Source organism: Blastococcus sp. SYSU DS0753, assembly GCF_054051175.1.
Genome location: NZ_JBJHAT010000018.1, coordinates 51,430 through 73,705 on the forward strand (window position 1 = coordinate 51,430; position 22,276 = coordinate 73,705).

A 22,276-nucleotide genomic window follows, 5' to 3' on the forward strand; every position below is an offset into this window, starting at 1 on the left:
CTCAGATCCCCATCGGGTGCCACACCGTCTTGGTCTCGAGGAACGGGGTCATCCGGGACAGCCCGGGGTCGACGGTCCAGTCCGGCTCGGTGGCCGGCGGGCGGACGACGCGCTTGATCGTGCCGGCGGCCTCGCGCTCGAGCTCCATCGCGCGGTCGGCCGGAGCGCCGGTGAGGTCGATGGCGTCGACGTCGGCGTGCTCGGCCAGCCACGGGCCCAGCTCCCCGGCGTCGCCGGTGAGCAGGTTGACCACCCCGCCGGGTACGTCGCTGGTGGCGAGCACCTCGCCCAGGGTGACGGCCGGGATCGGCCGCTCCTTGGAGGTGACGACGACGGCGGTGCTGCCGGTCGCGAGCACCGGGGCGAGAACGCTCACCAGTCCGAGCAGCGACGACTGCTGGGGCGCGAGGACGGCGACCACACCGGTGGGCTCGGGCAGGCTGAAGTCGAAGTACGGCCCGGCGACGGGGTTCGCGCCGCCGAGGACGGCGGCCAGCTTGTCGGTCCAGCCGGCGTACCAGACCCAGCGGTCGATGGCGGCGTCGACGGCGGCCCGCGCCTTGGACGCCGACAGGCCCTCGGCCGCGCCGACCTCCTCGCAGAACTGGACGTGCCGGCCCTCCATCACCTCGGCCACCCGGTAGAGGACCTGGCCGCGGTTGTACGCGGTCGCGCCCGACCACTTCGCGAAGGCGCCGCGGGCGGCGACGACGGCGTCGCGGGCGTCCTTGCGGCTCGCCCACGCGACGTTGGCGAGGAAGAGGCCCCTGGCGTCGGTGACCTCGTAGGTGCGGCCGGACTCCGAGCGCGGGAAGGCGCCGCCCACGTACAGCTTGTAGGTCTTGCGGACGGCGAGACGATCGCTGCTCACTGCTCGGCACCCTTCAGGTATGCGGCCAGACCGTGCCGGCCGCCCTCTCGCCCGTAGCCCGACTGCTTGTAGCCGCCGAACGGCGACGTCGGGTCGAACTTGTTGAACGTGTTGGCCCACACCACGCCGGCGCGCAGCTGGTCGGCGATCTTCAGGATCCGTGACCCCTTCTCGCTCCAGATGCCGGCCGACAGCCCGTAGGTGGAGTTGTTGGCCTTGGCGACCGCCTCGTCCGGCGTCCGGAAGGTGAGCACCGACAGCACGGGGCCGAAGACCTCGTCGCGGGCGATGCGGTGCGCGGGGGAGACGTCGGTGAAGACCGTCGGGGGGAACCAGTAGCCGCGCTCGGGCAGCTCGCAGGCGGGCTGCCAGCGCTGCGCGCCCTCGGCCTCGCCGATGTCCGACAGCTCGCGGATGCGGGCGAGCTGCTCGGCGCTGTTGATCGCGCCGATGTCGGTGTTCTTGTCCAGCGGGTCACCCACCCGCAGCGTGCCGATCCGCCGTTGCAGGCTGGCGATGACCTCGTCGTGGATCGACTCCTGCACCAGCAGCCGGGAGCCCGCGCAGCAGACGTGGCCCTGGTTGAAGAAGATGCCCTGCACGATGCCCTCGACGGCCTGGTCGATCGGGGCGTCGTCGAAGACGATGTTCGCCGCCTTGCCGCCGAGCTCCAGCGTCAGCTTCTTGCGGGTGCCGGCGACCGCGCGGGCGATCTGCCGGCCGACGTCGGTGGACCCGGTGAAAGCCACCTTGTCGACGTCGTCGTGCTCGACGACCGCGCGGCCGGTGTCGCCGGCGCCGGTCACGATGTTCACCACGCCCGGCGGCAGGTCGGCCTGGCGGCAGACCTCGGCGAACAGCAGCGCGGTGAGCGGGGTGGTCTCGGCGGGCTTGAGGACGACGGTGTTGCCGGTCGCGAGCGCCGGGGCGACCTTCCACGCGAGCATCAGCAGCGGGAAGTTCCACGGGATGACCTGGCCGGCGACGCCCAGCGGCTTCGGTCCCGGCCCGAGGCCCGCCCAGTCCAGCTTGTCGGCCCAGCCCGCGTGGTAGAAGAAGTGCGCCGCGGCCAGCGGGACGTCGACGTCGCGGGACTCCCGGATCGGCTTGCCGTTGTCCAGCGACTCGAGGACGGCGAACTCGCGGGCGCGCTCCTGCAGCAGCCGGGCGATGCGGAACAGGTACTTGCCGCGGTCGGCGGGGCGCATCGGACCCCAGGTCCTCTCGAACGCCTTCCGGGCGGCGCGCACCGCGCGGTCGACGTCGGCGGTGGTGCCGGTGGCGACCTCGGCGAGCACCTCCTCGGTGGCCGGGTTCACCGTCTTCAGCGGCTCGCCGGAGCCGTCGACGAACTCGCCGTCGACGAACAGGCCGTACGAGGGGGCGATGGTGACGATCGACCGCGACTCGGGCGCGGGGGCGTACTCGAAAACGCTGGTCATCGCTGTCAGTCCACCGTGACGTAGTCGGGGCCGGAGTAGTGGCCGGTGCGCAGCTTCTGCCGCTGCAGCAGGAGGTCGTTGAGCAGGCTGGAGGCGCCGAAGCGGAACCAGTCGGGGTCCAGCCAGTCGGGGCCCACGGTCTCGTTGATCAGCACGAGGTGCTTGATCGCGTCCTTCGTCGTCCGGATGCCGCCGGCGGGCTTGAAGCCGACCTGCCGGCCGGTGGCGAGGCGGAAGTCGCGGACCGCTTCCAGCATCACCAGGGCGACGGGCAGTGTGGCGGCAGGGCTCACCTTGCCGGTGGAGGTCTTGATGAAGTCGCCGCCGGCGAGCATGGCGATCCAGCTCGCGCGCCGGACGTTGTCCAGCGTCATCAGCTCGCCGGTCTCGAGGATGACCTTGAGGTGTGCGTCCCCGCAGGCCTCCTTCACCGCGACGATCTCCTCGTAGACGTCGAGGTAGCGGCCGGCCAGGAACGCGCCGCGGTCGATGACCATGTCGATCTCGTCGGCGCCGTTCGACACGGCGTCCCGGACGTCGGCCAGCTTCACCGCACGGCTCGCGCGGCCGCTGGGGAAGGCGGTGGCGACGGCGGCCACGTGGATCCCGGTGCCGGCCAGCACCTCCCGCGCGACGCCGGCGAGGTCGCCGTAGACGCAGACGGCGGCGACCTGCGGCGTCGTCGGGTCCGACGGGTCGGGCTGCTTGGCCTTGGCGGCCAGGCTGCGCACCTTGCCGGGGGTGTCGGCGCCCTCGAGCGTGGTCAGGTCGACCATCGAGATGGCGGTGTCGATCGCCCACGCCTTCGAGGTGGTCTTGATCGACCGGGTGCCCAGCTGCGCGACGCGCGCCTCGGCGCCCACCTGGTCGACGCCGGGCAGGCCGTGCAGGAAGGCGCGGAAGGCCGAGTCGGAGCGGGTCACGTCGTCGTACGGCGGCGACGGCGCGTGCACCGCGGGGGTCGCCCCGGGCAGCGCGTCGGGGTCGAGCACGTGGGTCATGCCGGCCATTCTCCCCTGCCGGGGGACCGGTCCCCGAACGCGCTCACCCGCAGGGGCGGTCCTGACCCGCAGCCGAGCTCGTGACGTTCCCGCGGGAACGTGCTCGGGGCCTTCGGATCGCGAGTGACCGACCCGCCGGTGGGCGTTCCCGCGGGAACGCGCTCGGCCCCCTCGGACCCGGGTGGCGGACCCCCCGGTCGGGCGTTCCCGCGGGAACGTCCCCCTTGCTGGGGGTGGCGCCCCGTCCGTCGGGCGCTCCCGCGCGGGAACGTGCCTGCTGGGCCGGAGATGTCACCCCCCGCTCCTACGCTTCGATCACACGTTCGAAGGAGGCGTCGTGGTGGAGAAGTCCGTGCCGGAACTGGCACGCGAGATCGCGTCCGGCGCGGTGCGGCTGGCCGCCGCCACCGCCGCGTGGCTGCGGCTCGTGGCCGAGTTCGATCGGCGGGAGGGCTGGCGCGCGGTCGGGATCCTGTCGTGCGCCCACTGGCTGGCCTGGCAGTGCGGCATGGCCCCGGGCACGGCCCGGGAGCACGTCCGGGTCGCCCGGGGTCTCGGTGCGCTGCCGTTGATCTCCGCCGCCTTCGCCGAGGGGCGGTTGTCCTACTCCAAGGTCCGGGCGTTGACCCGCGTCGCGGAGCCCGACACCGAGCGGGAGCTGCTGGAGACGGCGCTCGAGGCCACGGCCTCGCAGGTGGAACGCCTGGTCCGCTCGTGGCGGCGGGCGGACCGCGCCGACGAGGGGACCATCGCACTGAAGCGGCAGTTCCAGCACTGGTGGGACGACGACGGCATGCTCGTCGTACGGATGCGCCTTGCGCCCGAGGAAGGTGCGGACTTCCTCGCGGCGGTCGACTCGCTGGCCGAACGCGAAGCCCGTCGGGACCGCGCCGCGGCGAAGCGGGCAGCCGCGGAGCGGGAAGCGGGCGTGGCCGGAGGCCTGGAGCGGGACGAGGACCTGGAACGAGAGGAGATCGCGTGCGCCCGCGAGCGGACGGGGGCCCGGCGCTGCACGGCGGTCGCCCGGCTCGCCGGAGCCGCCCACCACGCCGACCGGCGGCCGGGTGACCCACCCCGGCGCGAGGTCGTGGTGCACGTCGACGCCGCCGTCCTCGCCGACGACGCTGCCGCCGGGCAGGCCTACCTCGATGGCGGCCCGGCGCTGCACGCGACCGAGGTCCGGCGGATGCTCTGCGAGGCGACCGTCGTGACCATGCTGGAGTGCGGGCGGGAGGTCCTCGGCGTGGGCCGCAAGCGCCGGCTGGCCACCCGCGCGCAGCGGCGTGCGCTGCTGCGCCGGGATGGGGGCTGCGCCCGGCCGGGGTGCACCGAGACGCGGATCGAACGGCTGCACGCCCACCACATGCGGCACTGGCTGTTCGGTGGTGGGACGGACCTCGACAACCTGGTGCTGCTCTGCGACGTCGACCACGGATCGGTGCACGAGCTGGACCTGGTGCTGACCCGGCGCGACGGCCGGTTGGTCGCGCTCGCCCCCGACGGGCGGCGGGTGTGGGGCGCCGCGGACGCCGCCTTCACCCATGGTCTGGCGGGTCTGGCCGGGAGCCCCGAGGTTCCCGCCGAGGCGGCCTTCGTCGGCGTGCAGCCGGTCGACGAGCTGGCCGCCCGCCGCCCGGAGCCTCGGCCGTCCCCGCGACCGGCGGCCGGTGCCCCCGGTGCGTCGGCGGACCCGTTGTTCCCGGACGGGAAGCCGCCGCTGCCCGACGCGATGCGCGCGGGGGGCGAGCGCATGGACATGGCCTGGGCCGTGGGTGTCCTGATGGGGAACCGGGACCTGCGGCGTCGCTTGGCCGCCGAGGCCCGTGGCAACCCGTTGGTGGCCGCCTGAGCGCCAGGTCGGAAGGCGCCCCCAGTGACCGGGCGAACGCAGCGCCGGGTGCCGATACGGTGTCCGGCGTGCAGCTCACCGTCGTCGACCACCCGCTCGCCCGTGCCCGCCTCTCCCGGATGCGGGACGAGCGCACGGACAACGCCATGTTCCGCGCCGCCCTGCGCGAGCTCACGCAGATGCTGGTCTACGAGGCCACCCGCGACCTCGCGGTGGCCGAGGAGCCGATCACCACCCCCGTCACCACGACGACCGGCTACCGGCTGGCCGCGCCGCCGCTCATCGTCCCGGTGCTGCGGGCGGGCCTCGGCATGGCCGACACCGCGCACGGGATGCTGCCGGAGTCGCAGATGGGCTTCGTCGGGCTCGCGCGCAACGAGGAGACCTTCCAGCCGGAGGCCTACATGGCCTCGCTGCCGGAGTCGCTCGTCGGCCGCGACGTCTTCGTCCTCGACCCGATGCTGGCCACCGGCGGATCCCTCGTGCACTGCTGCCAGCTGCTCACCGCGCGCGGCACGACCTCGATCACGGTGCTGTGCGCGCTCGCCGCTCCGGACGGCATCCGCCGGCTGGAGGAGAGCGGGCTGCCGCTGCGCGTCTTCACCGCCAGCATCGACGAGGGGCTCAACGACAAGGCCTACATCGTGCCCGGCCTGGGTGACGCCGGCGACCGCCAGTTCGGCGCGGTCTGACCGTGCGCTTCGGAATCCTCGGCACCGGTCACTGGGCGCGTGCCGTGCACGCGACCGCCCTCGCCGGCCACCCGTCGGCCGAGCTGGTGGGCGTGTGGGGCCGCGACCTCGCCAAGGCGAAGGCGCTCGGCGCGGAGTTCGAGGTCCCCGGCCACGGCGACGTCGAGGCGCTGCTGGCCGAGGTCGACGCCGTGGCGATCGCGCTGCCGCCGGACGTGCAGGCGTCGCTCGCGGTGCGCGCGGCGGAGGCGGGCAAGCACCTGCTGCTGGAGAAGCCGATCGCGCTCGACGTGGCAGCGGCCGACCGGGTGGTCGACGCGGTGCGCGCCGCCGGGGTCGCCTCCGTCGTCTTCTTCACCTTCCGCTTCCAGACGGCGACCTCCACCTGGCTCACCCAGGCCGCGCGCACCCGCCTGGCCGGCGGAGCCGGCTCCTGGCTCTCCTCGCTGGCCGGCACGCCCTTCGCGGCCTCGCCGTGGCGGCAGGAGCACGGGGCGCTGTGGGACATCGGCCCGCACGCGCTGTCGGTGCTGGTGCCGGCGCTGGGGCCGGTCGTCGCGGTGCAGGCCGGCCCGGGGCTCCGGGACACCGTCCACCTGGTGCTCACGCACGAGTCGGGGACGGCGTCGACCGTGACGCTCTCGCACACGGTGGCGTCCATGTCGACCGGCATCGAGTTCTTCGTGCACGGGGACGCCGGCCGGCTCGTCCTCCTGCCCGACGTCGAGGCCCCGGTGGAGGCGTTCTCCGTCGCCGTCGACGAGCTGACCTCCGCCGCGATCGCCGGCGGCACCCACCCCTGCGACGTGGGGTTCGGCCGGGACGTCGTCGCCGTGCTGGCGACGGCCGCCCGGGCGCTGGACTCCGGCTGCCGCCAAGCCGTCCGCGGATGACCAGCGCCCCGCCGGCGCGGCGCTCGTGGACCCCGTTGGACTGGTACCTGCCCACCGGGCGGATCCGGCGGCGGGACTGGTGGCAGCGCTACGTCCTGGTCTTCGCCGTGCTCGGGCTCGTCGCCACCTCGATCGACGCGACCTGGTTCCCGGACAGCTACCCGCGCATCAGCCGCGACGGGGGGTTCGACCTGCTCTGGCCGTTCCCGGACCAGGGCGGACCGGTGACGGCGATCTCGGCGCTGGTGCTGCTCGTGCCGAACATCGCCGCGATGGTCACGCGACTGCACGACCGGAACCACTCCGCCTGGTGGCTGCTGTGGCACCTGCTGCCCGGGATCGGCTGGCTGGTCCTGCTGGTGACCATCGGCTTCCTCGGCAGCGAGCCGCGCGTCAACCGCTACGGGCCGCCCCCCGGCTGAGCCGGCCCGCCGATCACCAGCCGACGAGCGCCAGGAGGTCGGTCTCGAACCGCGGTCTGACGGTGCGCATGTAGGTCGCCGTCACGTGCGCGGAGTCCATGTACACCCGCACATTGCCGATCAGCGCCGGGCACACGTCCTCGACGCAGAAGTAAGGGCTGGTGTCGAGCAGCCTGACGCCCCCGGGCAGCTCCGCCGGCGGTGAGTCGAACAGGTCGTCGTCGTACACCAGTGACCGCGGCGCCTGGCACCTCGGCGACGTATCGCCCCATTCGGCCATGCAGTCGGGGACGTCCACGGTGTGCCGCGGGCTGTCGCGCAGGCCGATGACCTGTATGCCCGACTCCAGAAGCGGCTGCCACGCGGCCACATGGCCCTCCGGCAGCCACTCCCTGTCCTCGCCGGCGGCGGTGCGGGTGCCGAGGGCGATCACCAGGTCCGGCTCCAGCGAGAGGATCTGGTCGGTGAGCCGGGAACGCCAGGCGGCGCACTCCTCGTAGTCCGTCCAGCCCTCCTGGATGAACTCCGACTCCGTCGAGAGGTTGCAGCCGCCGCGGAGCATCGAGATGACCTGCCACCCGTGGTCCTCGGCGATGGCGGTCAACGGGGTGACCCAGTGCGCGACGTGCGAATCGCCGACGGCGACCACCCTGCGCGAGGCGTCGTCGTCCCCGATCACGCACCTCTCCATCTCGGCGGGAACGGGTTCGCTCTCGAGGACGTCCGTGGTGCAGGAAGCGTGGTCGGGAGGGCCGGGCCAGTCGTCGCGGATCAGCGTCATCGGCGGCAACGGGTCGGCACCCCCGATGGGACCGGCTTCCCAGAAGTTGCTGCCCAGCGCCGCCGCCCCCGGGTACGCCGGGTCGTCCACCAGCGCCGCGACGCGGTCGGCCTCCCGGTCCATCCAGACGATGGTGGCCGCGCCGGCCAGCAGGAGCGGAGCGCTGACCGCGGCGACGGCGACCACCGCCGCGGCGGGCCGCCAGGACCGGAGCCGTGCGCCCGCCGGCCGCTCGACCAGCCGGTACGTCGCCTCGCTGAGCAGCAGGGACAGCGCGATCACCGCCGCGGCCCCCTTGATCGACGGCGCTTCGCGGCCGGTGTGCACCAGGTAGAGCACCAGGATGGGCCAGTGCCACAGGTACAGGACGTAGGACCGGGAGCCCAGCCAGCGCGCCACGGGGGAGGACAGGACCCGGTGCGCGCCCGCCCGTCCGGCGGCGTCGGCGGCGACGATCACCGCGACGGCCGACAGCACGGGCCACGCGGCCTGATACCCGGGGAACTCGTGGGCCCCGTCGAGCACCGCACCGCACGCCACGAGCGCCACGAGGCCACCCCAGCCGAGCGCGGTCGCCACGTGCCGGTGCGGGCGCCACCCGGCCAGCAGGAGCGCCACCAGCGCCCCCGCGCCCAGCTCCCACACCCGCGGCAGGGTGGAGAAGTACGCGGCCTGCTGGTCCGCGGCCGTCGCGACGACCGAGTACGCCAGCGAGGCGCCCGTGGCCACGACCACAGCGGCGACGGCGATGCGCCGGCCGTGCCGGGACCAAGGGGACCGGCGCAGGAGCAGCACCGCGCCCGCCGCGAGGAACGGCACCGCGACCAGGACCTGGACCTGGATGGACAGGGACCAGAACTGCTGCATCGGGCTGGCCAGCACGTTGCTGGCGGAGTAGTCGGCGGCCTCGGCGACCAGGCGGCGGTTCTCGGTGAACGTCGCGGAGGCGAGGAGGTGGCCGGCGATCTCTCGCCACCGGGTGCTGGGCATGACCACCGCGCTGGCCAGGAGCGTCCCGGCGAGCACGAGCGCCGCGGAGGGGACCAGGCGGCCGAGGGTGCGGCTGACCGCCCGCAGCGGGCGCACGGTCCCGGACCGTTCGAGCTGGCTCGTGAGGGTGTGCACGAGGAAGAAGCCGGTGAGCACCAGGAAGACGTCGACGCCACCGGACACCCGACCGCTGAACACGTGGTAGCCGACGACCAGCGAGACCGCCAGGGCGCGCAGGCCGTCGATCTCGGTCCGGTACCGCCGTGGCTCCGCGGACGTACCGCCCTGGGAGAGCGGGATGCTCGGTGCAGACATGTGGTGCGTCAGATCCCCGGTGTCGACAACTCTGTGAGCGGAGCGGAGCGGGTCCGGCTCGGTCTCGCCGCGGATGCCGCGGGCCGGTCGGCCCGGCCAGGCCAGGGACGACCGGCCCACGATAGGCCGCGGGCGCGGACCCGGTTCGGGACCGGTCACACACGTCCCACGCGCACCCAGCAGGGGTGGCAGCCGGCATCACGCGGCACACCGGGGGAGCACCGCCGCAGGCACCCGGACGGACGGGATCAGGGAACGCGGGTCGGCGGATCCAACCGGGACGGTTCGTCGTCCTCCACCGATTCCTGCGCGGCCCGGCGCGCGCGCCGCCGGTCCACGACCCGGGCGAACTGGATGGCGCCCTCGAACAGCACGCACATCGGCAGCGCGAGCACCACCATCGTGACCGGGTCGGGTGGCGTCGCGAGCGCCGCGAAGACCAGCGACAGGAAGAAGATCCACTGCCGCGCGCCGGCCATCGCACGGTGCGACAGCGCCCCCGCCAGGTTCAGGCACACCGCGAGCAGTGGTAGCTGCAGGGCGAGGCTGAAGGCCAGCAGCAGGGTGGTGACGTACCGCAGGTAGTCCTGGGCGGTCAGTGCGACGATGACGTCCGAACCGGCCATCGTGAGCAGGAATCGCAGCCCTGTCTCGAGCACCAGGTAGGCCAGCACCGTCCCGACGGCGAACAGCGTGGACGCCGCCACGACGAAACCGGCCGCCGCGCGCTTCTCGTTCCGGCGCATGCCCGGGGCGAGGAAACGCCACAGCTGGCCCAGCCACACCGGCGCGGCGAGGACGACCCCGGCGACGAGGCTGATCTTGAGGCGGACGAGCGCACCGCCGAAGACATCGGTCACCAACAGTCCGCACCCGCCCGATGCGTCCGTGTACCGCAGCTGCGGCGGGAGGTCGCAGTAGGGAGCGCGGACGAGCTCGCCGAGCCCGTGCTCGTACCACCAGAACGCCAGCGCGGTGGCGATGGCCACGGCCACCAGCGCCAGCGCCACGCGACGGCGCAGCTCCCGCAGGTGCGCGGTCAGGGGCATCGTCGCCGAGGCGTCCCGGCGTGGGGTGGTCGCGCTCCTCACCGGATGCACCCGGTGTCGTCCGCCATGTGCCGGTCCGTCCCCTCGTCGAGCCCGGCCGGCGGCTGCCGACGGGCGCTCACCGGATCCCGCCGGTCCGGGTCGCGGAGGCAGGACCGGCGGTTGCGTGACGCATCGATCCGATGCTGAACGGGACGGCCGGGCGACGGCCGCTCGGGGGCGGCGAGGTGAGTCACGGGCGCGCGTCCTCGGCGGCTGCCCTCCGGCGACGGACCACCAGCACCAGGACGACGGCGAGGACGACGAGCAGGATCGCGCCACCCCACGCGAAGTCGCGCAGCAGGGCTTCGGCGGCCTCGCCCAGCAGGTAGACGACTGCGGTCGTGACTCCCGCCCAGACGAATGCGCCGGTCCAGTTCGCCAGGGCGAAGGTCCGGTAGGGCATGCCCAGGGAGCCCGCCAGCGGGCCCGACAGGATGCGCAGCAGGGCCATGAACCGGCCGAAGAAGACCGCCCATACGCCGTAGCGCTGCATCAGCCGCACGGCCGACTCCACCCGCTCGGGCCCCAGGTGCCTGGGGGAGCGGCGGGCGAGGAAGGCGAACAGACGGTGCCCGTGGCGACGTCCGACGAGGTAGCCGATCGAGTCACCGACGGCCGCTCCGAGGGCTGCGGACACGGCGACCAGGACCGGCGAGACGACGTCCTGCCGGCCAGCAGCGCTGCTGCCACCAGCAGGGTCTCGCCGGGGAGCGGGATCCCGATGCTCTCGACCCCGACGACGAGGCCGAGCGTGAGGTAGACGGCGAGCGGGGGACGTCGAGGAGCCAGTCGATCATCCGATACCCAGGGCGGCCGACATCTCCGCGCGCAGCTGGTCCAGCTCGTCGGCGCCGCGGCCGCGGGCGGCGATCAGGCCGGCGTCGTCGTGCACGGGGACGACCGTCTCCAGGTAGGCCTTCAGCTTCGGCTCGGTGCCGCTGGGCCGCACGATCACCCGCACCCCGTCACCGAGCAGCCGGACCGCGTCCACCGGCGGCGACCCCTCGGCGAGATCGGCGAACTCCACCGGCCGGCCCAGCAGGGTGGCCGGTGGCGCCGAGCGCAGCCGCGCCATCGCCCCGGAGATGACCGAGAGGTCCTCCACCCGCACCGACAGCTGCCCGGTGACGAACAGGCCGTGCTCGGTGGCCAGCTCGTCCAGCCGGTCCAGGACGGTCCGCCCGTCGGCCTTGAGCTCCGCCGCCAGCAGAGCGACGGCGAGCGCGGCGGAGATGCCGTCCTTGTCCCGCACCACCGACGGCGCCACCGAGTAACCCAGCGCCTCCTCGTACCCGTACACCAGCGGCGCCGCCTCCGACCCGGCCCGCATGATCCACTTGAACCCGGTCGGCGTCTCCTCCGACGGGGCGCCGTGCGCCTCGGCGACGGCGTGCATCAGCGAGCCGCTCACCAGCGATGACGCGTACGTGCCGCGCACGCCGCGGCGCAGCAGCCAGTCGGCGAGCAGCGCACCCACCTCGTCACCGGTCAGCTGCCGCCCGCCGCACACCACCGAGCAGCGGTCGGCGTCGGGGTCCTCGGCGATCGCCACGTCGGCGCCCACCCGCTCGGCCAGCGCCAGCAGCAGGTCCACCGCCCCGGGCTCCTCCGGGTTGGGGAAGGAGACGGTCGGGAACGCGGGGTCGGGGGCGTCCTGCTCCGCCACGCTCACCGGCGCCGGCAGCCCCGCGGCGGCGAACACCGCACGCGTCGTCCCCGCACCCACGCCGTGCATCGCCGTGTAGGCCACGGTCAGTGCCGTGCGCAGTTCCGCCGGCACCCGGCCGGGGTCGACCGCCCGGGCGACGGCGTCGACGTAGTCGGTCTCGATGCCGTCGTCGAGGGTCACCCAGTCGTCGGACCGGGGCACGTCGCGGGCCGGTCCGACCGCGCCGATCGCGGCCTCGATCTCCCGGTCGGCCGGCGGCACCAGCTGCGCACCGTCACCGAGGTAGACCTTGTAGCCGTTGTCGTCGGGCGGGTTGTGGCTGGCGGTCACCATGATCCCGGCCGCGCACCCCAGGTGGCGGACGGCGAAGGCCAGCACCGGCGTCGGCAGCGGGCGGGGCATGACCTGCACGGCGAAGCCCGCCCCGGCCAGCACCTCGGCGGAGATGCGGGCGAACTCGTCGGACCGGCGGCGTGCGTCGAACCCGATCACCACGCCGCCGCCCGCGTGCCCGGACGCCGTCAGCCAGGAGGCCAGCCCCGCGGCAGCACGGGTGACGACGGCGGCGTTCATCCCGGCCGGCCCGGCGCGCAGCGGTCCGCGCAGCCCCGCCGTCCCGAAGGTCAGCGGACCGGCGAAGCGGCGGGCCAGCTCGGCGGTGTCGCCGGCGTCGACCAGCGCCGTGATCTCGGCGCGGTCGCCCTCGTGCGGGTCCGCCTCGGCCCAGGCGCGTGCGGTGTCGAGCAGGTCCTGCGTCATCCCGTGAAGTTCTCCGCGTCGAAGTCGGCGGTCGTGTACTCGCCCCCGACCCGGTGGTGCACCGGATCGGCGGGGTCGGGCTCGCCGTGGGCGCCGATCAGCGCCCCGGCGTACCGCTCGGCGTCGTCGGTGGACCGGTAGCCCAGGGCCTCCGCGGCGGAGAGGTCCCACCAGCGGCGGGTGTTGTCGGAGACCCCCCACACCACGCGGAACCCCGGCGACGGCGCGGTGAGCGCGGCCTCGACCAGGGCGACGGTGTCGGCGGGGGAGAGCCAGGTGGAGAGCTGGCGGGTCGTGGTCGGCTCGGCGAAGGCGCTGCCGATCCGCAGGCAGATGACGTCGAGGCCGTAGCGGTCCACGTACAGCGAGCCCAGGGCCTCCATCGCCACCTTCGAGACGCCGTAGTACGTGTCCGGACGCGGCGGCGCGTCCTCCTCGCGGAGCAGGCCGTCGGCCGGACGCTCGGTGTACCCGGACGCGTGGTTGCTGCTGGCCAGCACCACGCGCTGGACCCCGGCCTGCCGGGCCGCCTCGAGCGCGCAGTAGGTGCCCTCGATGTTGGCGTGCGCGATCGCCGCCCACGTCGACTCGCCCGAGATGCCTGCGAGGTGGACGACGGCCGACGCGCCGCGGGCGGCGTCGGTCGTCGCCGCCAGGTCGGTGACGTCGGCGACGAGGTGCTCCTCGCCCGGGCGCGGCTCGGGCACCGGCACGACGTCGAGGCTGCGCACCGCCCAGCCGCGCTCGGGCAGCCCGCCGCGCAGGACCGTGCCGATCCGGCCGGCGGCCCCCGTCACGAGGACCGGCCCGGTCACGGGAGCCGCTCGATGAGCTGCACCAGGAACTGCCCCAGCCGCCCGGCGGCGGCCTTGCCCGCCGCGAGGACCTCCTCGTGGTTCAGCGCCTCGCCGGTGATGCCGGCCGCGGCGTTGGTGACCATCGACAGGCCGAACACCTCGACCCCCGCGGCGCGGGCGGCGATGGCCTCCAGCGCGGTGGACATGCCGACCAGGTCCGCGCCGAGGGTGCGCAGCATGCGGATCTCGGCCGGCGTCTCGAAGTGCGGGCCGGGCAGCTGGGCGTAGACGCCCTCGACCAGTGACGGGTCCAGCTCCCGGGCCAGGGCGCGGAGCCGGCCGGAGTAGAGGTCGGTGAGGTCGACGAAGTTCGCGCCGACCAGCGGCGACCGGGCGGTCAGGTTCAGGTGGTCGGAGATGACCACCGCCTGGCCCACCCGGTGCTCGGGGGCCAGCCCGCCGGCGGCGTTGGTCAGGACGATCGTCCGCACGCCCGCGGCCGCGGCGGTGCGCACACCGTGGACGACCGGTTCCACCCCGCGCCCCTCGTAGTAGTGGGTGCGGCCCAGGAACAGCAGCACCCTGCGCTCGCCCACCCGGACCGAGCGGATCTCGCCGCCGTGCCCGACGACGGTCGGGGCCGCGAAACCGGGCAGGTCGCCGATGGCCACCGATCCGGCGGTCTCGCCGAACGCGTCGGCCGCCGGTGCCCAACCCGAGCCCATGACGACGGCGACGTCGTGCGGACCCCCGAGCGCGGTGGTCAGGGCGTCGGCTGCCTGCGCGGCCAGGGCGGTGGGATCGGTCGCGGGGTGCTCGCTCACGCAGGGACGCTAACGCAACCGGCGCAGGCGACGTGCTGGAGCGGCCTGCCTGCAGGGCCCCGGCCGGTCCGGGGGAGGGGGTCGTCGCTCCGCCGCCGGGTGGGGAGGCGCGTGCGTCCTTAGACTTCCGGAGGTGGAGATCCCTTTCCGTAGCTCGGAACGCGCCAGCCTCGGGGTGGAGTGGGAGCTGCAGCTCGTCGACCGGGAGACCCGTGAGCTCTCCTCCGGCGCCAACGAGGTCCTGGAGGCGCTGCGTCCCGACGGGGCCGACGAGCACCCCAAGGCCAAGCACGAGCTGCTGCAGTCGACCGTCGAGATCATCACCGGCGTCTGCACCACGGTGAGCGAGGCGAAGGCCGACCTCGCCGGCACCCTCGCCGAGGTGGTCGCCCAGGCCGACCGGCGGGGGCTGGGCGTGCTGTGCGCCGGCACCCACCCCTTCACCGACTGGCAGTCCCAGGAGATCTCGCCCAAGGAGCGCTACCAGCAGCTGGTCGAGCGTATGCAGTGGCTGGCCCGCCGCATGCAGATCTTCGGCGTCCACGTGCACGTCGGCGTCCGCGCCCCGGAGAAGGTCATCCCGATCGTCAACGCGCTGTGCCAGTACGTGCCGCACTTCCTGGCGCTGTCGTCGTCCTCGCCGTTCTGGGTCGGCTGCGACACCGGCCTGGCCTCGGCCCGGACCAAGGTCTTCGAGGGCATGCCGACCGCGGGGCTGCCCTTCCAGCTCGACGGCTGGGGCGAGTTCGAGGAGTACATGGAGACGCTGATCTCCACGAAGAGCATCGAGAGCGTCCGCGAGGTGTGGTGGGACATCCGCCCGCACCCCGACTTCGGCACCGTCGAGCTGCGCATCTGCGACGGCCTCCCGACCCTCGACGAGGTCGGCGCCGTCGCCGCGCTCGCGCAGTGCCTGGTCGAGCAGTTCGACACCCAGCTCGACCGCGGCTACACCCTGCCCCGCCCCGAGGAGTGGGTGGTCCGCGAGAACAAGTGGCGGGCGTCCCGGTACGGCCTGGACGCCGAGATCGTCGTCGACGAGCAGTACGCGGTCCGGCCGGTGCGCGAGGCCATCGCCGAGCTGGTGGAGGAGCTGATGCCCACCGCCAGGCGCCTGGAGTGCGAGGCCGAGCTGGCCGACGTGCTGCGCATCCTGGAGGTCGGCGCCTCCTACCAGCGGCAGCGGGCCGTGGCACTGGAGCACGACGGCGAGCTGGTCCCCGTCGTCGACAGCCTGCTCGCCGAGCTGCGCGACGGCCTGCCGGCGAGCGGTCCGGTGGGTCGCCCCGACGGCCCGGTGCCCGGGCCGGCCGAGTGCGCGGATGGGCACGCGGCGTGACCCCCGTCGTGGAGAAGCTGGGTGCCGCGGTCGACGAGTGGACCACCGCCAACGCGCCCGCGCTGTCGGCCACCCGGCGGCACCTGCACGCCCACCCCGAACTCGGCTACGCGGAGTTCGAGACCACCTCCTTCCTCGAGGAGCGCCTGCGCCACCACGGGCTCACACCGCGCCGGCTGCCCACCGGCACGGGGCTCACCGTCGACGTCGGAACGGGCGAGGGCCCGGTCGTCGTGCTGCGCGCCGACATCGACGCGCTGCCCCTGAAGGACCTCAAGGACGTCCCGTACGCCTCCACCCGCGAGGGGCTGGCCCACGCCTGCGGCCACGACGTGCACACCACGGTGGTGCTCGGCGTGGCCATCGCGCTCGCGTCGCTGGACGGCATCCCCGGCACGGTCCGCTGCGTCTTCCAGCCCGCCGAGGAGACCGTGCCCGGCGGCGCCACGGAGGTCGTCGCCTCCGGCGTCCTCGACGGGGCGTCCCGCGCCTTCGCCCTGCACTGCGACCCGTCGATCCCGGCCGGGAAGGTCGGCCTGCGCACGGGTCCGATCACCGCCGCCTGCGACCGGATGGACATCACGCTCACCGGGCCCGGCGGGCACACCGCCCGCCCGCAGCTCACCGTCGACCTGGTCGACGCCCTCGGCCGGCTGATCACCGACCTGCCCTCGCTGCTCTCCCGGCAGGTCGATCCCCGGGCGGGGATGTCGCTGGTCTGGGGCGCGGTGAACGCCGGGGTCGCGGCCAACGCCATCCCGCAGCGCGGCACGCTCCGCGGCACGGTCCGGGTGCTCGACCGGGAGGCCTGGAAGGACGCGGAGGACCTGCTGCGCTCCCTGGTGGAGCGGGTCGTCGCCACGACCGGCGCGCAGGTCGACGTGGACTACATCCGCGGTGTGCCACCGGTGGTGAACGACCCGCGGGCGGTCGCCCTGCTGCGCACGGCGGCGCTGGGCACCGTGGGCGCCGACAGCCTGGTCCTGTCGCCGCAGAGCATGGGCGGGGAGGACTTCGGCTGGTTCGCCGACGTCATGCCGATCGCGCTGGCCCGGCTGGGTACCCACGGCGGCGGCGCCCCGCTCGACCTGCACCGGGGCACCTTCGACGTCGACGAGCGGGCCCTCGGCGTCGGCGTGCGGCTGCTCGCCCGCACGGCGCTGCTGGCGCTGGAGGCCGACGCCGAGCCCGCGGCGACCGGCGTCCAGGCACCCCCTCGCACGCGCCGACCCGCGCCCGGAGACACTTCTGCCCGACGAGCCCTGGACGAGAGGCGGGAACCCGAGGATGAGTTCCACCGACCAGCAGACCAGCAGCGGTCCGGGAAGCGCACCGGCTGACGCCGACGTGCCGGCCGAGCACGCGGTCCCCGACGACCTGGTGCTCGCGGGCGACTTCGACGCGGTGACCCGCGAGCAGTGGCGCGAACTGGTCGCCGGCGTGCTGCGCAAGGCCGGCCGCGAGGACCTCCCCGACCCGGTCGAGGACGCGTTGCGCCGCCCGGTGGCCCCGGGTGTGACGGTGGCGCCGCTCTACACCGCCGAAGACGCCGGCGACCTCCCCACGGGCGTCGGGGTGCCGGGCCTGCCGCCGTTCGTTCGCGGAGCCCGCCCCGCCGGCGGGCCGGCCGGGTCGACCGAGGTCACCGCGTCCGGCGGCGCCGAGGGTGGCGCGTCCGGCGGGTGGGACATCCGGCAGCGGCACGCCCACCCCGACGTCGCCGTCACCCGGGAGGCGATCGCCGCCGACCTGGAGAACGGCGTCACCTCGCTGTGGCTGGTCGTGGGCGAGGGCGCCGTTCCCGTCGACTCCCTCGGCGACGTCCTCTCCGACGTCTACCTGGACCTGGCACCGGTGAGCGTGCAGGGTGGACCGGCCGCTGCCGCGGCCTTCCTCGACCTCGTCGAGGGCCGCACGGACCTCGCGCCCGGCGGCTCACTGGGCCTCGACCCGCTCGGGGTGCACGCCGCCTCGGGCGAGGAGCAGGACCTCTCCGGGCTGGCCGACGTCGCCCGCCGCGCCGCGGCCCATCCCGGCCTGCGCGCGATCGTCGTCGACGGCACGGTCTTCCACGACGCCGGCGCCTCGGTGGTCGAGGAGCTCGGCTGCTCGCTGGCCGCCGGGGTGGCCTACCTCCGGGCGCTGACCGACGGCGGGCTGGGCGTCGACGACGCGATCGCCCAGCTCGAGTTCCGCTACGCCGCCTCGGCCGATCAGTTCACGACCATCGCCGCACTCCGCGCCGCCCGGCGGCTGTGGGACCGGGTCGGCGAGGTCAGCGGCGCCTCGCCCGCGGCGCGCGCACAGCGCCAGCACGCGGTCACCTCCTCGGTGATGACGACGAAGCGCGACCCGTGGGTCAACATGCTGCGCACCACCGTGGCCTGCTTCGCCGCCGGGGTCGGCGGCGCGGACGTCGTCACCGTGCAGCCGTTCGACGCCGCGCTCGGGCTGCCCGACGCCTTCTCCCGCCGGATCGCGCGGAACACGCAGAACCTGCTCGTGGAGGAGGGGCACCTCGGCCGGGTGCTCGACCCCGCCGGTGGGTCCTGGTACGTGGAGTCGCTCACCGACGAGCTGGCCCGGGCGGCCTGGGCCTGGTTCACCGAGATCGAGCGGGCCGGCGGGCTGGCGGCGGCGCTCTCCTCGGGGCTCGTCCGTGACCGGATCGCGCAGGCGTGGGACGCGCGCGCGAAGCGGCTGGCGACGCGGGCGGACGCGATCACCGGCGTCAGCGAGTTCCCCAACCTCACCGAGAAGCTGCCCGAGCGCCGGCCGGCCGCCGAGGTGCTGCCGGCCACCGGCGGGCTGCCCCGGGTGCGGGCCGCTCAGGAGTTCGAGGAGCTGCGCGACGCCGCCGACGCGGCGGCGTCGGCGGGTGGGGAGCGGCCCGCCGTCTACCTCGCCACGCTCGGCCCGATCGCCCGGCACACCGCGCGCGCCACGTTCGCGGCGAACCTGTTCCAGGCCGGTGGGCTCGCCACGCCGGCCGCCGACGGGGCATCGGGCCTGGCGGAGGCGGGCACCACCGTGGCCTGCATCTGCGGCACCGACAAGGACTACGCCGAGACCGCGGCCTCGCTGGCCGGGGAGCTCAAGCAGGCCGGCGCCACGCAGGTGTGGCTGGCCGGCAAGCCCGATCTGGCCGTCGACGGCGTCGACGGGTACGTCTTCGCCGGATGCGACGCCCTCGCGGCGCTCCGGACGGTCCACGAGCAGCTGGAGGTCCGAGCATGAGTGCGATCCCCGACTTCGGCGACGTCGAGCTGGGCACCCCGTCGGCGGGCACCTCGGCGGACGACTGGGCCAAGGCCTTCGAGGAGGCGACCGGGCGCGGCGTGGCGGAGGCGACCTGGGAGACCCCCGAGGGCATCGCCGTCCCGCCGCTGTACACCCCCGCCGACCTGGGGGGCCTGGACTTCCTGGAGACCCTGCCCGGGCTGCCGCCGTTCCTGCGCGGCCCCTACCCGACGATGTACACGACGCAGCCGTGGACGGTCCGCCAGTACGCGGGCTTCTCCACCGCGGCGGAGTCCAACGCGTTCTACCGGCGCAACCTCGCCGCCGGGCAGAAGGGCCTGTCGATCGCCTTCGACCTGCCCACCCACCGCGGCTACGACTCCGACCACCCGCGCGTGGTCGGTGACGTGGGCATGGCCGGCGTCGCGATCGACTCGATCCTGGACATGCGCCAGCTGTTCGACGGCATCCCGCTGGACAAGATGAGCGTCTCGATGACGATGAACGGCGCCGTGCTGCCCGTGCTCGCGCTCTACATCGTCGCGGCCGAGGAGCAGGGCGTGGCGCCGGGGCAGCTGACCGGCACCATCCAGAACGACATCCTCAAAGAGTTCATGGTGCGGAACACCTACATCTACCCGCCCAAGCCCTCGATGCAGATCATCAGCGACATCTTCTCCTTCACCTCGAAGGAGATGCCGCGGTTCAACTCCATCTCGATCTCCGGTTACCACATCCAGGAGGCCGGGGCGACGGCCGACCTGGAGCTGGCCTACACCCTCGCCGACGGCGTGGAGTACCTCAAGGCCGGCCAGGCCGCCGGGATGGACGTCGACGCGTTCGCGCCGCGGTTGAGCTTCTTCTGGGCCATCGGCATGAACTTCTTCATGGAGGTGGCGAAGCTGCGGGCCGGGCGCCTGCTGTGGGCGAAGCTGGTGAAGGAGGCCGGCGCGACGAACCCCAAGTCGCTCTCGCTGCGCACCCACTCGCAGACCTCGGGCTGGTCGCTCACCGCGCAGGACGTCTACAACAACGTCGTCCGCACCTGCCTGGAGGCGATGGCCGCGACCCAGGGCCACACCCAGTCGCTGCACACCAACGCCCTGGACGAGGCGCTCGCGCTGCCCACCGACTTCTCCGCGCGCATCGCGCGCAACACCCAGCTGATGCTGCAGCAGGAGTCGGGGACCACCCGCGTCGTCGACCCGTGGGGCGGCTCGGCCTACGTCGAGAAGCTCACCTACGACCTGGCCCGCCGCGCCTGGGCGCACATCCAGGAGGTCGCCGAGCACGGCGGCATGGCGCAGGCCATCGACGACGGCATCCCGAAGCTGCGCATCGAGGAGGCCGCCGCCCGCACCCAGGCGCGGATCGACTCCGGCCGCCAGCCGGTCATCGGCGTGAACAAGTACCGGGTCGACGCCGACGAGGCGATCGAGGTCCTCAAGGTCGACAACGCCGACGTGCTCGCCCAGCAGAAGGCCAAGCTCGAGCAGCTGCGTGCCGACCGCGACGGCCGCGCCGTGACCGAGGCGCTGGGCCGGCTCACCGATGCCGCCCGCGCCGCCGCCGAGGGGCGCCGGGGCAACGACCTCGGGACCAACCTGCTGAAGCTCGCCGTGGACGCCGCGCGGGCCAAGGCGACCGTCGGGGAGATCTCCGACGCGCTGGAGGTCGTCTACGGCCGGCACGCCGGCCAGGTGCGCACCATCTCCGGCGTCTACCGCGACGAGGCAGGAGCATCGGGGCCGATGGAGGAGACGCGCCGGCTGGCCGAGGAGTTCGCCGAGGCCGAGGGCCGGCGGCCGCGCATCCTGGTGGCGAAGATGGGCCAGGACGGGCACGACCGCGGGCAGAAGGTCATCGCGACCGCCTTCGCCGACCTCGGCTTCGACGTCGACGTCGGCCCGCTGTTCCAGACCCCCGACGAGGTCGCCCGGCAGGCGGTGGAGGCCGACGTCCACGTCGTCGGCGTCTCGTCGCTGGCCGCCGGTCACCTCACGCTGGTGCCCGCGCTGCGCGACGCGCTGGCCGCGCTCGGCGCGGACGACGTGCTGATCGTCGTGGGCGGGGTCATCCCGCCCGACGACGTGCCGGCGCTCCGGGAGATGGGCGCCGCCGCGGTCTTCCCGCCCGGCACGGTCATCGCCGAGGCGGCGCAGGAGCTGCTGCGGACGCTGTCCGAGCGTCTGGGGCACTGATGCCGCGGGACGTCGACGTCCCCGCGCTCGTCGAGGGGGTGCTGGCCGGCGACCGGCGGGTGGTGGCGCGCGCCATCACCCTGGTCGAGAGCCGGCGGGCCGACCACCGGGAGAAGGCGCAGGAGCTGCTCGTCGAGCTGCTGCCGCACGCCGGGGGAGCGCGCCGCGTGGGCATCAGCGGCGTGCCCGGCGTGGGCAAGTCGACCTTCATCGACCAGCTCGGGGTGGACCTCACGGCCGGCGGGTCGAAGGTCGCCGTGCTCGCCGTCGACCCGTCGTCGGCCCGCTCGGGCGGCTCGATCCTGGGCGACAAGACCCGGATGGCCCGGCTGGCGGTCGACCCGAACGCCTTCATCCGGCCCTCGCCGACGTCGGGCACGCTCGGCGGGGTCGCGCAGGCGACCCGGGAGTCGATGGTGGTCGTCGAGGCGGCCGGCCACGACGTGGTGCTGGTGGAGACCGTCGGCGTGGGGCAGTCGGAGATCACCGTCGCGGAGATGGTCGACTCCTTCCTCTTCCTGACCATCGCGCGCACCGGCGACCAGCTGCAGGGCATCAAGCGCGGCATCCTGGAGATCGCCGACGTCATCGCCGTCAACAAGGCCGACGGACCGGCGGCGGCCGACGCCCGGAAGGCCGCGCGCGAGCTGTCGCAGGCCATCCGGCTGCTGCGCGGGCGCGGCTCCGGCTGGGACGTGCCGGTGCTCACCTGCGCCGGCCTCACCGGCGAGGGGCTCGACGAGGTGTGGGCCAAGCTGGTCGAGCACCAGGAGCGGGCCAAGGCGTCGGGCGCCTTCGACGAGCGCCGCCGCGCCCAGCAGGTCCGCTGGACCTGGCAGCTGGTGCGCGACGGGCTGGAGCACTCGCTCCGGGCCCACCCCGGCGTGCGCGCCGCCGTCCCCGACCTGGAGAAGGCAGTGCTGGCGGGGGAGCTCACCCCCGCGCTGGCGGCTCGGCAGCTCCTGCAGACCTTCCACGCCGGCGCCGGTCGCGGGGAGACGTGACGGACTGGTCCATCGGGACGCAGTCGTCACACCCGCCACTGGCATGACTGTCGGTAGGTGAGTCGCCACAGATTGGCACCGGTTTCGACTTAACGT

The 22,276-nt window shown here is 74.3% G+C and carries 18 protein-coding genes; 9 read left to right on the forward strand and 9 right to left on the reverse strand.

Annotation, left to right across the window (positions count from 1 at the left end; translation table 11 throughout):
• Position 1: 1 nt before the first annotated feature.
• Genes ACI799_RS14175 through deoC form a run of 3 tightly spaced genes read right to left on the reverse strand, consistent with a single transcriptional unit; the run spans position 2 to position 3,314 of the window.
• Positions 2-871, reverse strand: coding sequence for an aldehyde dehydrogenase family protein (locus tag ACI799_RS14175; RefSeq protein ID WP_456590658.1), 870 nt, complete (start codon positions 869-871; stop codon positions 2-4).
• Positions 868-2,313 carry an aldehyde dehydrogenase family protein gene (locus tag ACI799_RS14180; protein ID WP_456590657.1) on the reverse strand — a complete coding sequence of 482 codons (1,446 nt, stop codon included), beginning with the start codon at positions 2,311-2,313 and terminating at the stop codon, positions 868-870. Before ACI799_RS14180 ends, ACI799_RS14175 begins: the two co-directional genes overlap by 4 nt.
• A gap of 5 nt (positions 2,314-2,318) precedes the next feature.
• Positions 2,319-3,314 (reverse strand): deoxyribose-phosphate aldolase, encoded by a 996-nt coding sequence (gene deoC / locus ACI799_RS14185; RefSeq protein WP_456590656.1) that lies wholly within the window; start codon positions 3,312-3,314, stop codon positions 2,319-2,321.
• 337 nt (positions 3,315-3,651) lie between these two features.
• Here deoC and ACI799_RS14190 point away from each other — a divergent pair, with 337 nt between their 5' ends.
• From ACI799_RS14190 to ACI799_RS14205, 4 genes are all read left to right on the forward strand, one after another.
• Positions 3,652-5,163, forward strand: coding sequence for a DUF222 domain-containing protein (locus ACI799_RS14190; protein ID WP_456613332.1), 1,512 nt, complete (start codon positions 3,652-3,654; stop codon positions 5,161-5,163).
• A 68-nt stretch (positions 5,164-5,231) separates the two neighbouring features.
• Positions 5,232-5,855: a uracil phosphoribosyltransferase gene (upp, locus tag ACI799_RS14195; RefSeq protein ID WP_456590654.1), complete on the forward strand. Its 624-nt coding sequence runs from the start codon at positions 5,232-5,234 to the stop codon at positions 5,853-5,855.
• Positions 5,856-5,857: 2 nt separating this feature from the next.
• Positions 5,858-6,748, forward strand: coding sequence for a Gfo/Idh/MocA family protein (locus tag ACI799_RS14200; RefSeq protein WP_456590653.1), 891 nt, complete (start codon positions 5,858-5,860; stop codon positions 6,746-6,748).
• A complete protein-coding gene (locus ACI799_RS14205; protein WP_456600296.1) occupies positions 6,745-7,170 on the forward strand; it encodes a DUF805 domain-containing protein in 426 nt (141 codons plus the stop codon). Before ACI799_RS14200 ends, ACI799_RS14205 begins: the two co-directional genes overlap by 4 nt.
• Positions 7,171-7,183: 13 nt before the next feature.
• Here ACI799_RS14205 and ACI799_RS14210 read toward each other — a convergent pair whose 3' ends face one another.
• The 6 genes from ACI799_RS14210 to ACI799_RS14235 all read right to left on the reverse strand — a co-directional run bounded on the left by ACI799_RS14210 (position 7,184) and on the right by ACI799_RS14235 (position 14,396).
• Positions 7,184-9,256 carry an acyltransferase family protein gene (locus ACI799_RS14210; protein ID WP_456590651.1) on the reverse strand — a complete coding sequence of 691 codons (2,073 nt, stop codon included), beginning with the start codon at positions 9,254-9,256 and terminating at the stop codon, positions 7,184-7,186.
• A 248-nt stretch (positions 9,257-9,504) separates the two neighbouring features.
• Positions 9,505-10,347 carry a twin-arginine translocase subunit TatC gene (gene tatC / locus ACI799_RS14215; protein WP_456590650.1) on the reverse strand — a complete coding sequence of 281 codons (843 nt, stop codon included), beginning with the start codon at positions 10,345-10,347 and terminating at the stop codon, positions 9,505-9,507.
• A gap of 190 nt (positions 10,348-10,537) precedes the next feature.
• A complete protein-coding gene (locus ACI799_RS14220; protein WP_456590686.1) occupies positions 10,538-10,993 on the reverse strand; it encodes a DedA family protein in 456 nt (151 codons plus the stop codon).
• A 147-nt stretch (positions 10,994-11,140) separates the two neighbouring features.
• Positions 11,141-12,775, reverse strand: a complete 1,635-nt coding sequence (locus ACI799_RS14225; protein WP_456600295.1) for a phospho-sugar mutase — start codon at positions 12,773-12,775, stop codon at positions 11,141-11,143.
• Positions 12,772-13,590: an NAD-dependent epimerase/dehydratase family protein gene (locus ACI799_RS14230; RefSeq protein ID WP_456590648.1), complete on the reverse strand. Its 819-nt coding sequence runs from the start codon at positions 13,588-13,590 to the stop codon at positions 12,772-12,774. The genes ACI799_RS14225 and ACI799_RS14230 overlap by 4 nt, the downstream gene beginning before the upstream one ends.
• Entirely contained in the window at positions 13,587-14,396 is an 810-nt protein-coding gene (locus tag ACI799_RS14235) for a purine-nucleoside phosphorylase (protein ID WP_456590647.1), read from the reverse strand. Before ACI799_RS14235 ends, ACI799_RS14230 begins: the two co-directional genes overlap by 4 nt.
• 133 nt (positions 14,397-14,529) lie before the next feature.
• Between ACI799_RS14235 and ACI799_RS14240 the strand changes: the two genes are divergently transcribed.
• The 5 genes from ACI799_RS14240 to meaB are packed head-to-tail and all read left to right on the forward strand — an operon-like array spanning position 14,530 to position 22,180.
• The gene (locus ACI799_RS14240) at positions 14,530-15,735 is read left to right on the forward strand and encodes a glutamate--cysteine ligase (protein WP_456590646.1); all 1,206 of its coding nucleotides are present in this window, start codon (positions 14,530-14,532) and stop codon (positions 15,733-15,735) included.
• On the forward strand, positions 15,732-17,075 hold the full coding sequence (locus tag ACI799_RS14245) for an amidohydrolase (RefSeq protein ID WP_456590645.1): 1,344 nt from the start codon (positions 15,732-15,734) through the stop codon (positions 17,073-17,075). Before ACI799_RS14240 ends, ACI799_RS14245 begins: the two co-directional genes overlap by 4 nt.
• Positions 17,023-18,972: a methylmalonyl-CoA mutase subunit beta gene (locus ACI799_RS14250; RefSeq protein ID WP_456613333.1), complete on the forward strand. Its 1,950-nt coding sequence runs from the start codon at positions 17,023-17,025 to the stop codon at positions 18,970-18,972. The genes ACI799_RS14245 and ACI799_RS14250 overlap by 53 nt, the downstream gene beginning before the upstream one ends.
• Complete coding sequence (gene scpA, locus ACI799_RS14255; protein WP_456613334.1) at positions 18,969-21,176, forward strand: methylmalonyl-CoA mutase; 2,208 nt, start codon at positions 18,969-18,971, stop codon at positions 21,174-21,176. Before ACI799_RS14250 ends, scpA begins: the two co-directional genes overlap by 4 nt.
• Positions 21,176-22,180 (forward strand): methylmalonyl Co-A mutase-associated GTPase MeaB, encoded by a 1,005-nt coding sequence (gene meaB / locus ACI799_RS14260; protein ID WP_456613335.1) that lies wholly within the window; start codon positions 21,176-21,178, stop codon positions 22,178-22,180. The genes scpA and meaB overlap by 1 nt, the downstream gene beginning before the upstream one ends.
• The last annotated feature ends 96 nt before the right edge of the window (positions 22,181-22,276 follow it).

Coding starts and splice junctions, on each gene's coding strand:
- ACI799_RS14250 (WP_456613333.1), top strand. CDS start 17,023: ATGAGTTCCACCGACCAGCAGACCAGCAGCGGTCCGGGAAGCGCACCG.
- scpA (WP_456613334.1), top strand. CDS start 18,969: ATGAGTGCGATCCCCGACTTCGGCGACGTCGAGCTGGGCACCCCGTCG.
- ACI799_RS14210 (WP_456590651.1), bottom strand. CDS start 9,256: ATGTCTGCACCGAGCATCCCGCTCTCCCAGGGCGGTACGTCCGCGGAG.
- meaB (WP_456613335.1), top strand. CDS start 21,176: ATGCCGCGGGACGTCGACGTCCCCGCGCTCGTCGAGGGGGTGCTGGCC.
- ACI799_RS14180 (WP_456590657.1), bottom strand. CDS start 2,313: ATGACCAGCGTTTTCGAGTACGCCCCCGCGCCCGAGTCGCGGTCGATC.
- ACI799_RS14225 (WP_456600295.1), bottom strand. CDS start 12,775: ATGACGCAGGACCTGCTCGACACCGCACGCGCCTGGGCCGAGGCGGAC.
- deoC (WP_456590656.1), bottom strand. CDS start 3,314: ATGACCCACGTGCTCGACCCCGACGCGCTGCCCGGGGCGACCCCCGCG.
- ACI799_RS14205 (WP_456600296.1), top strand. CDS start 6,745: ATGACCAGCGCCCCGCCGGCGCGGCGCTCGTGGACCCCGTTGGACTGG.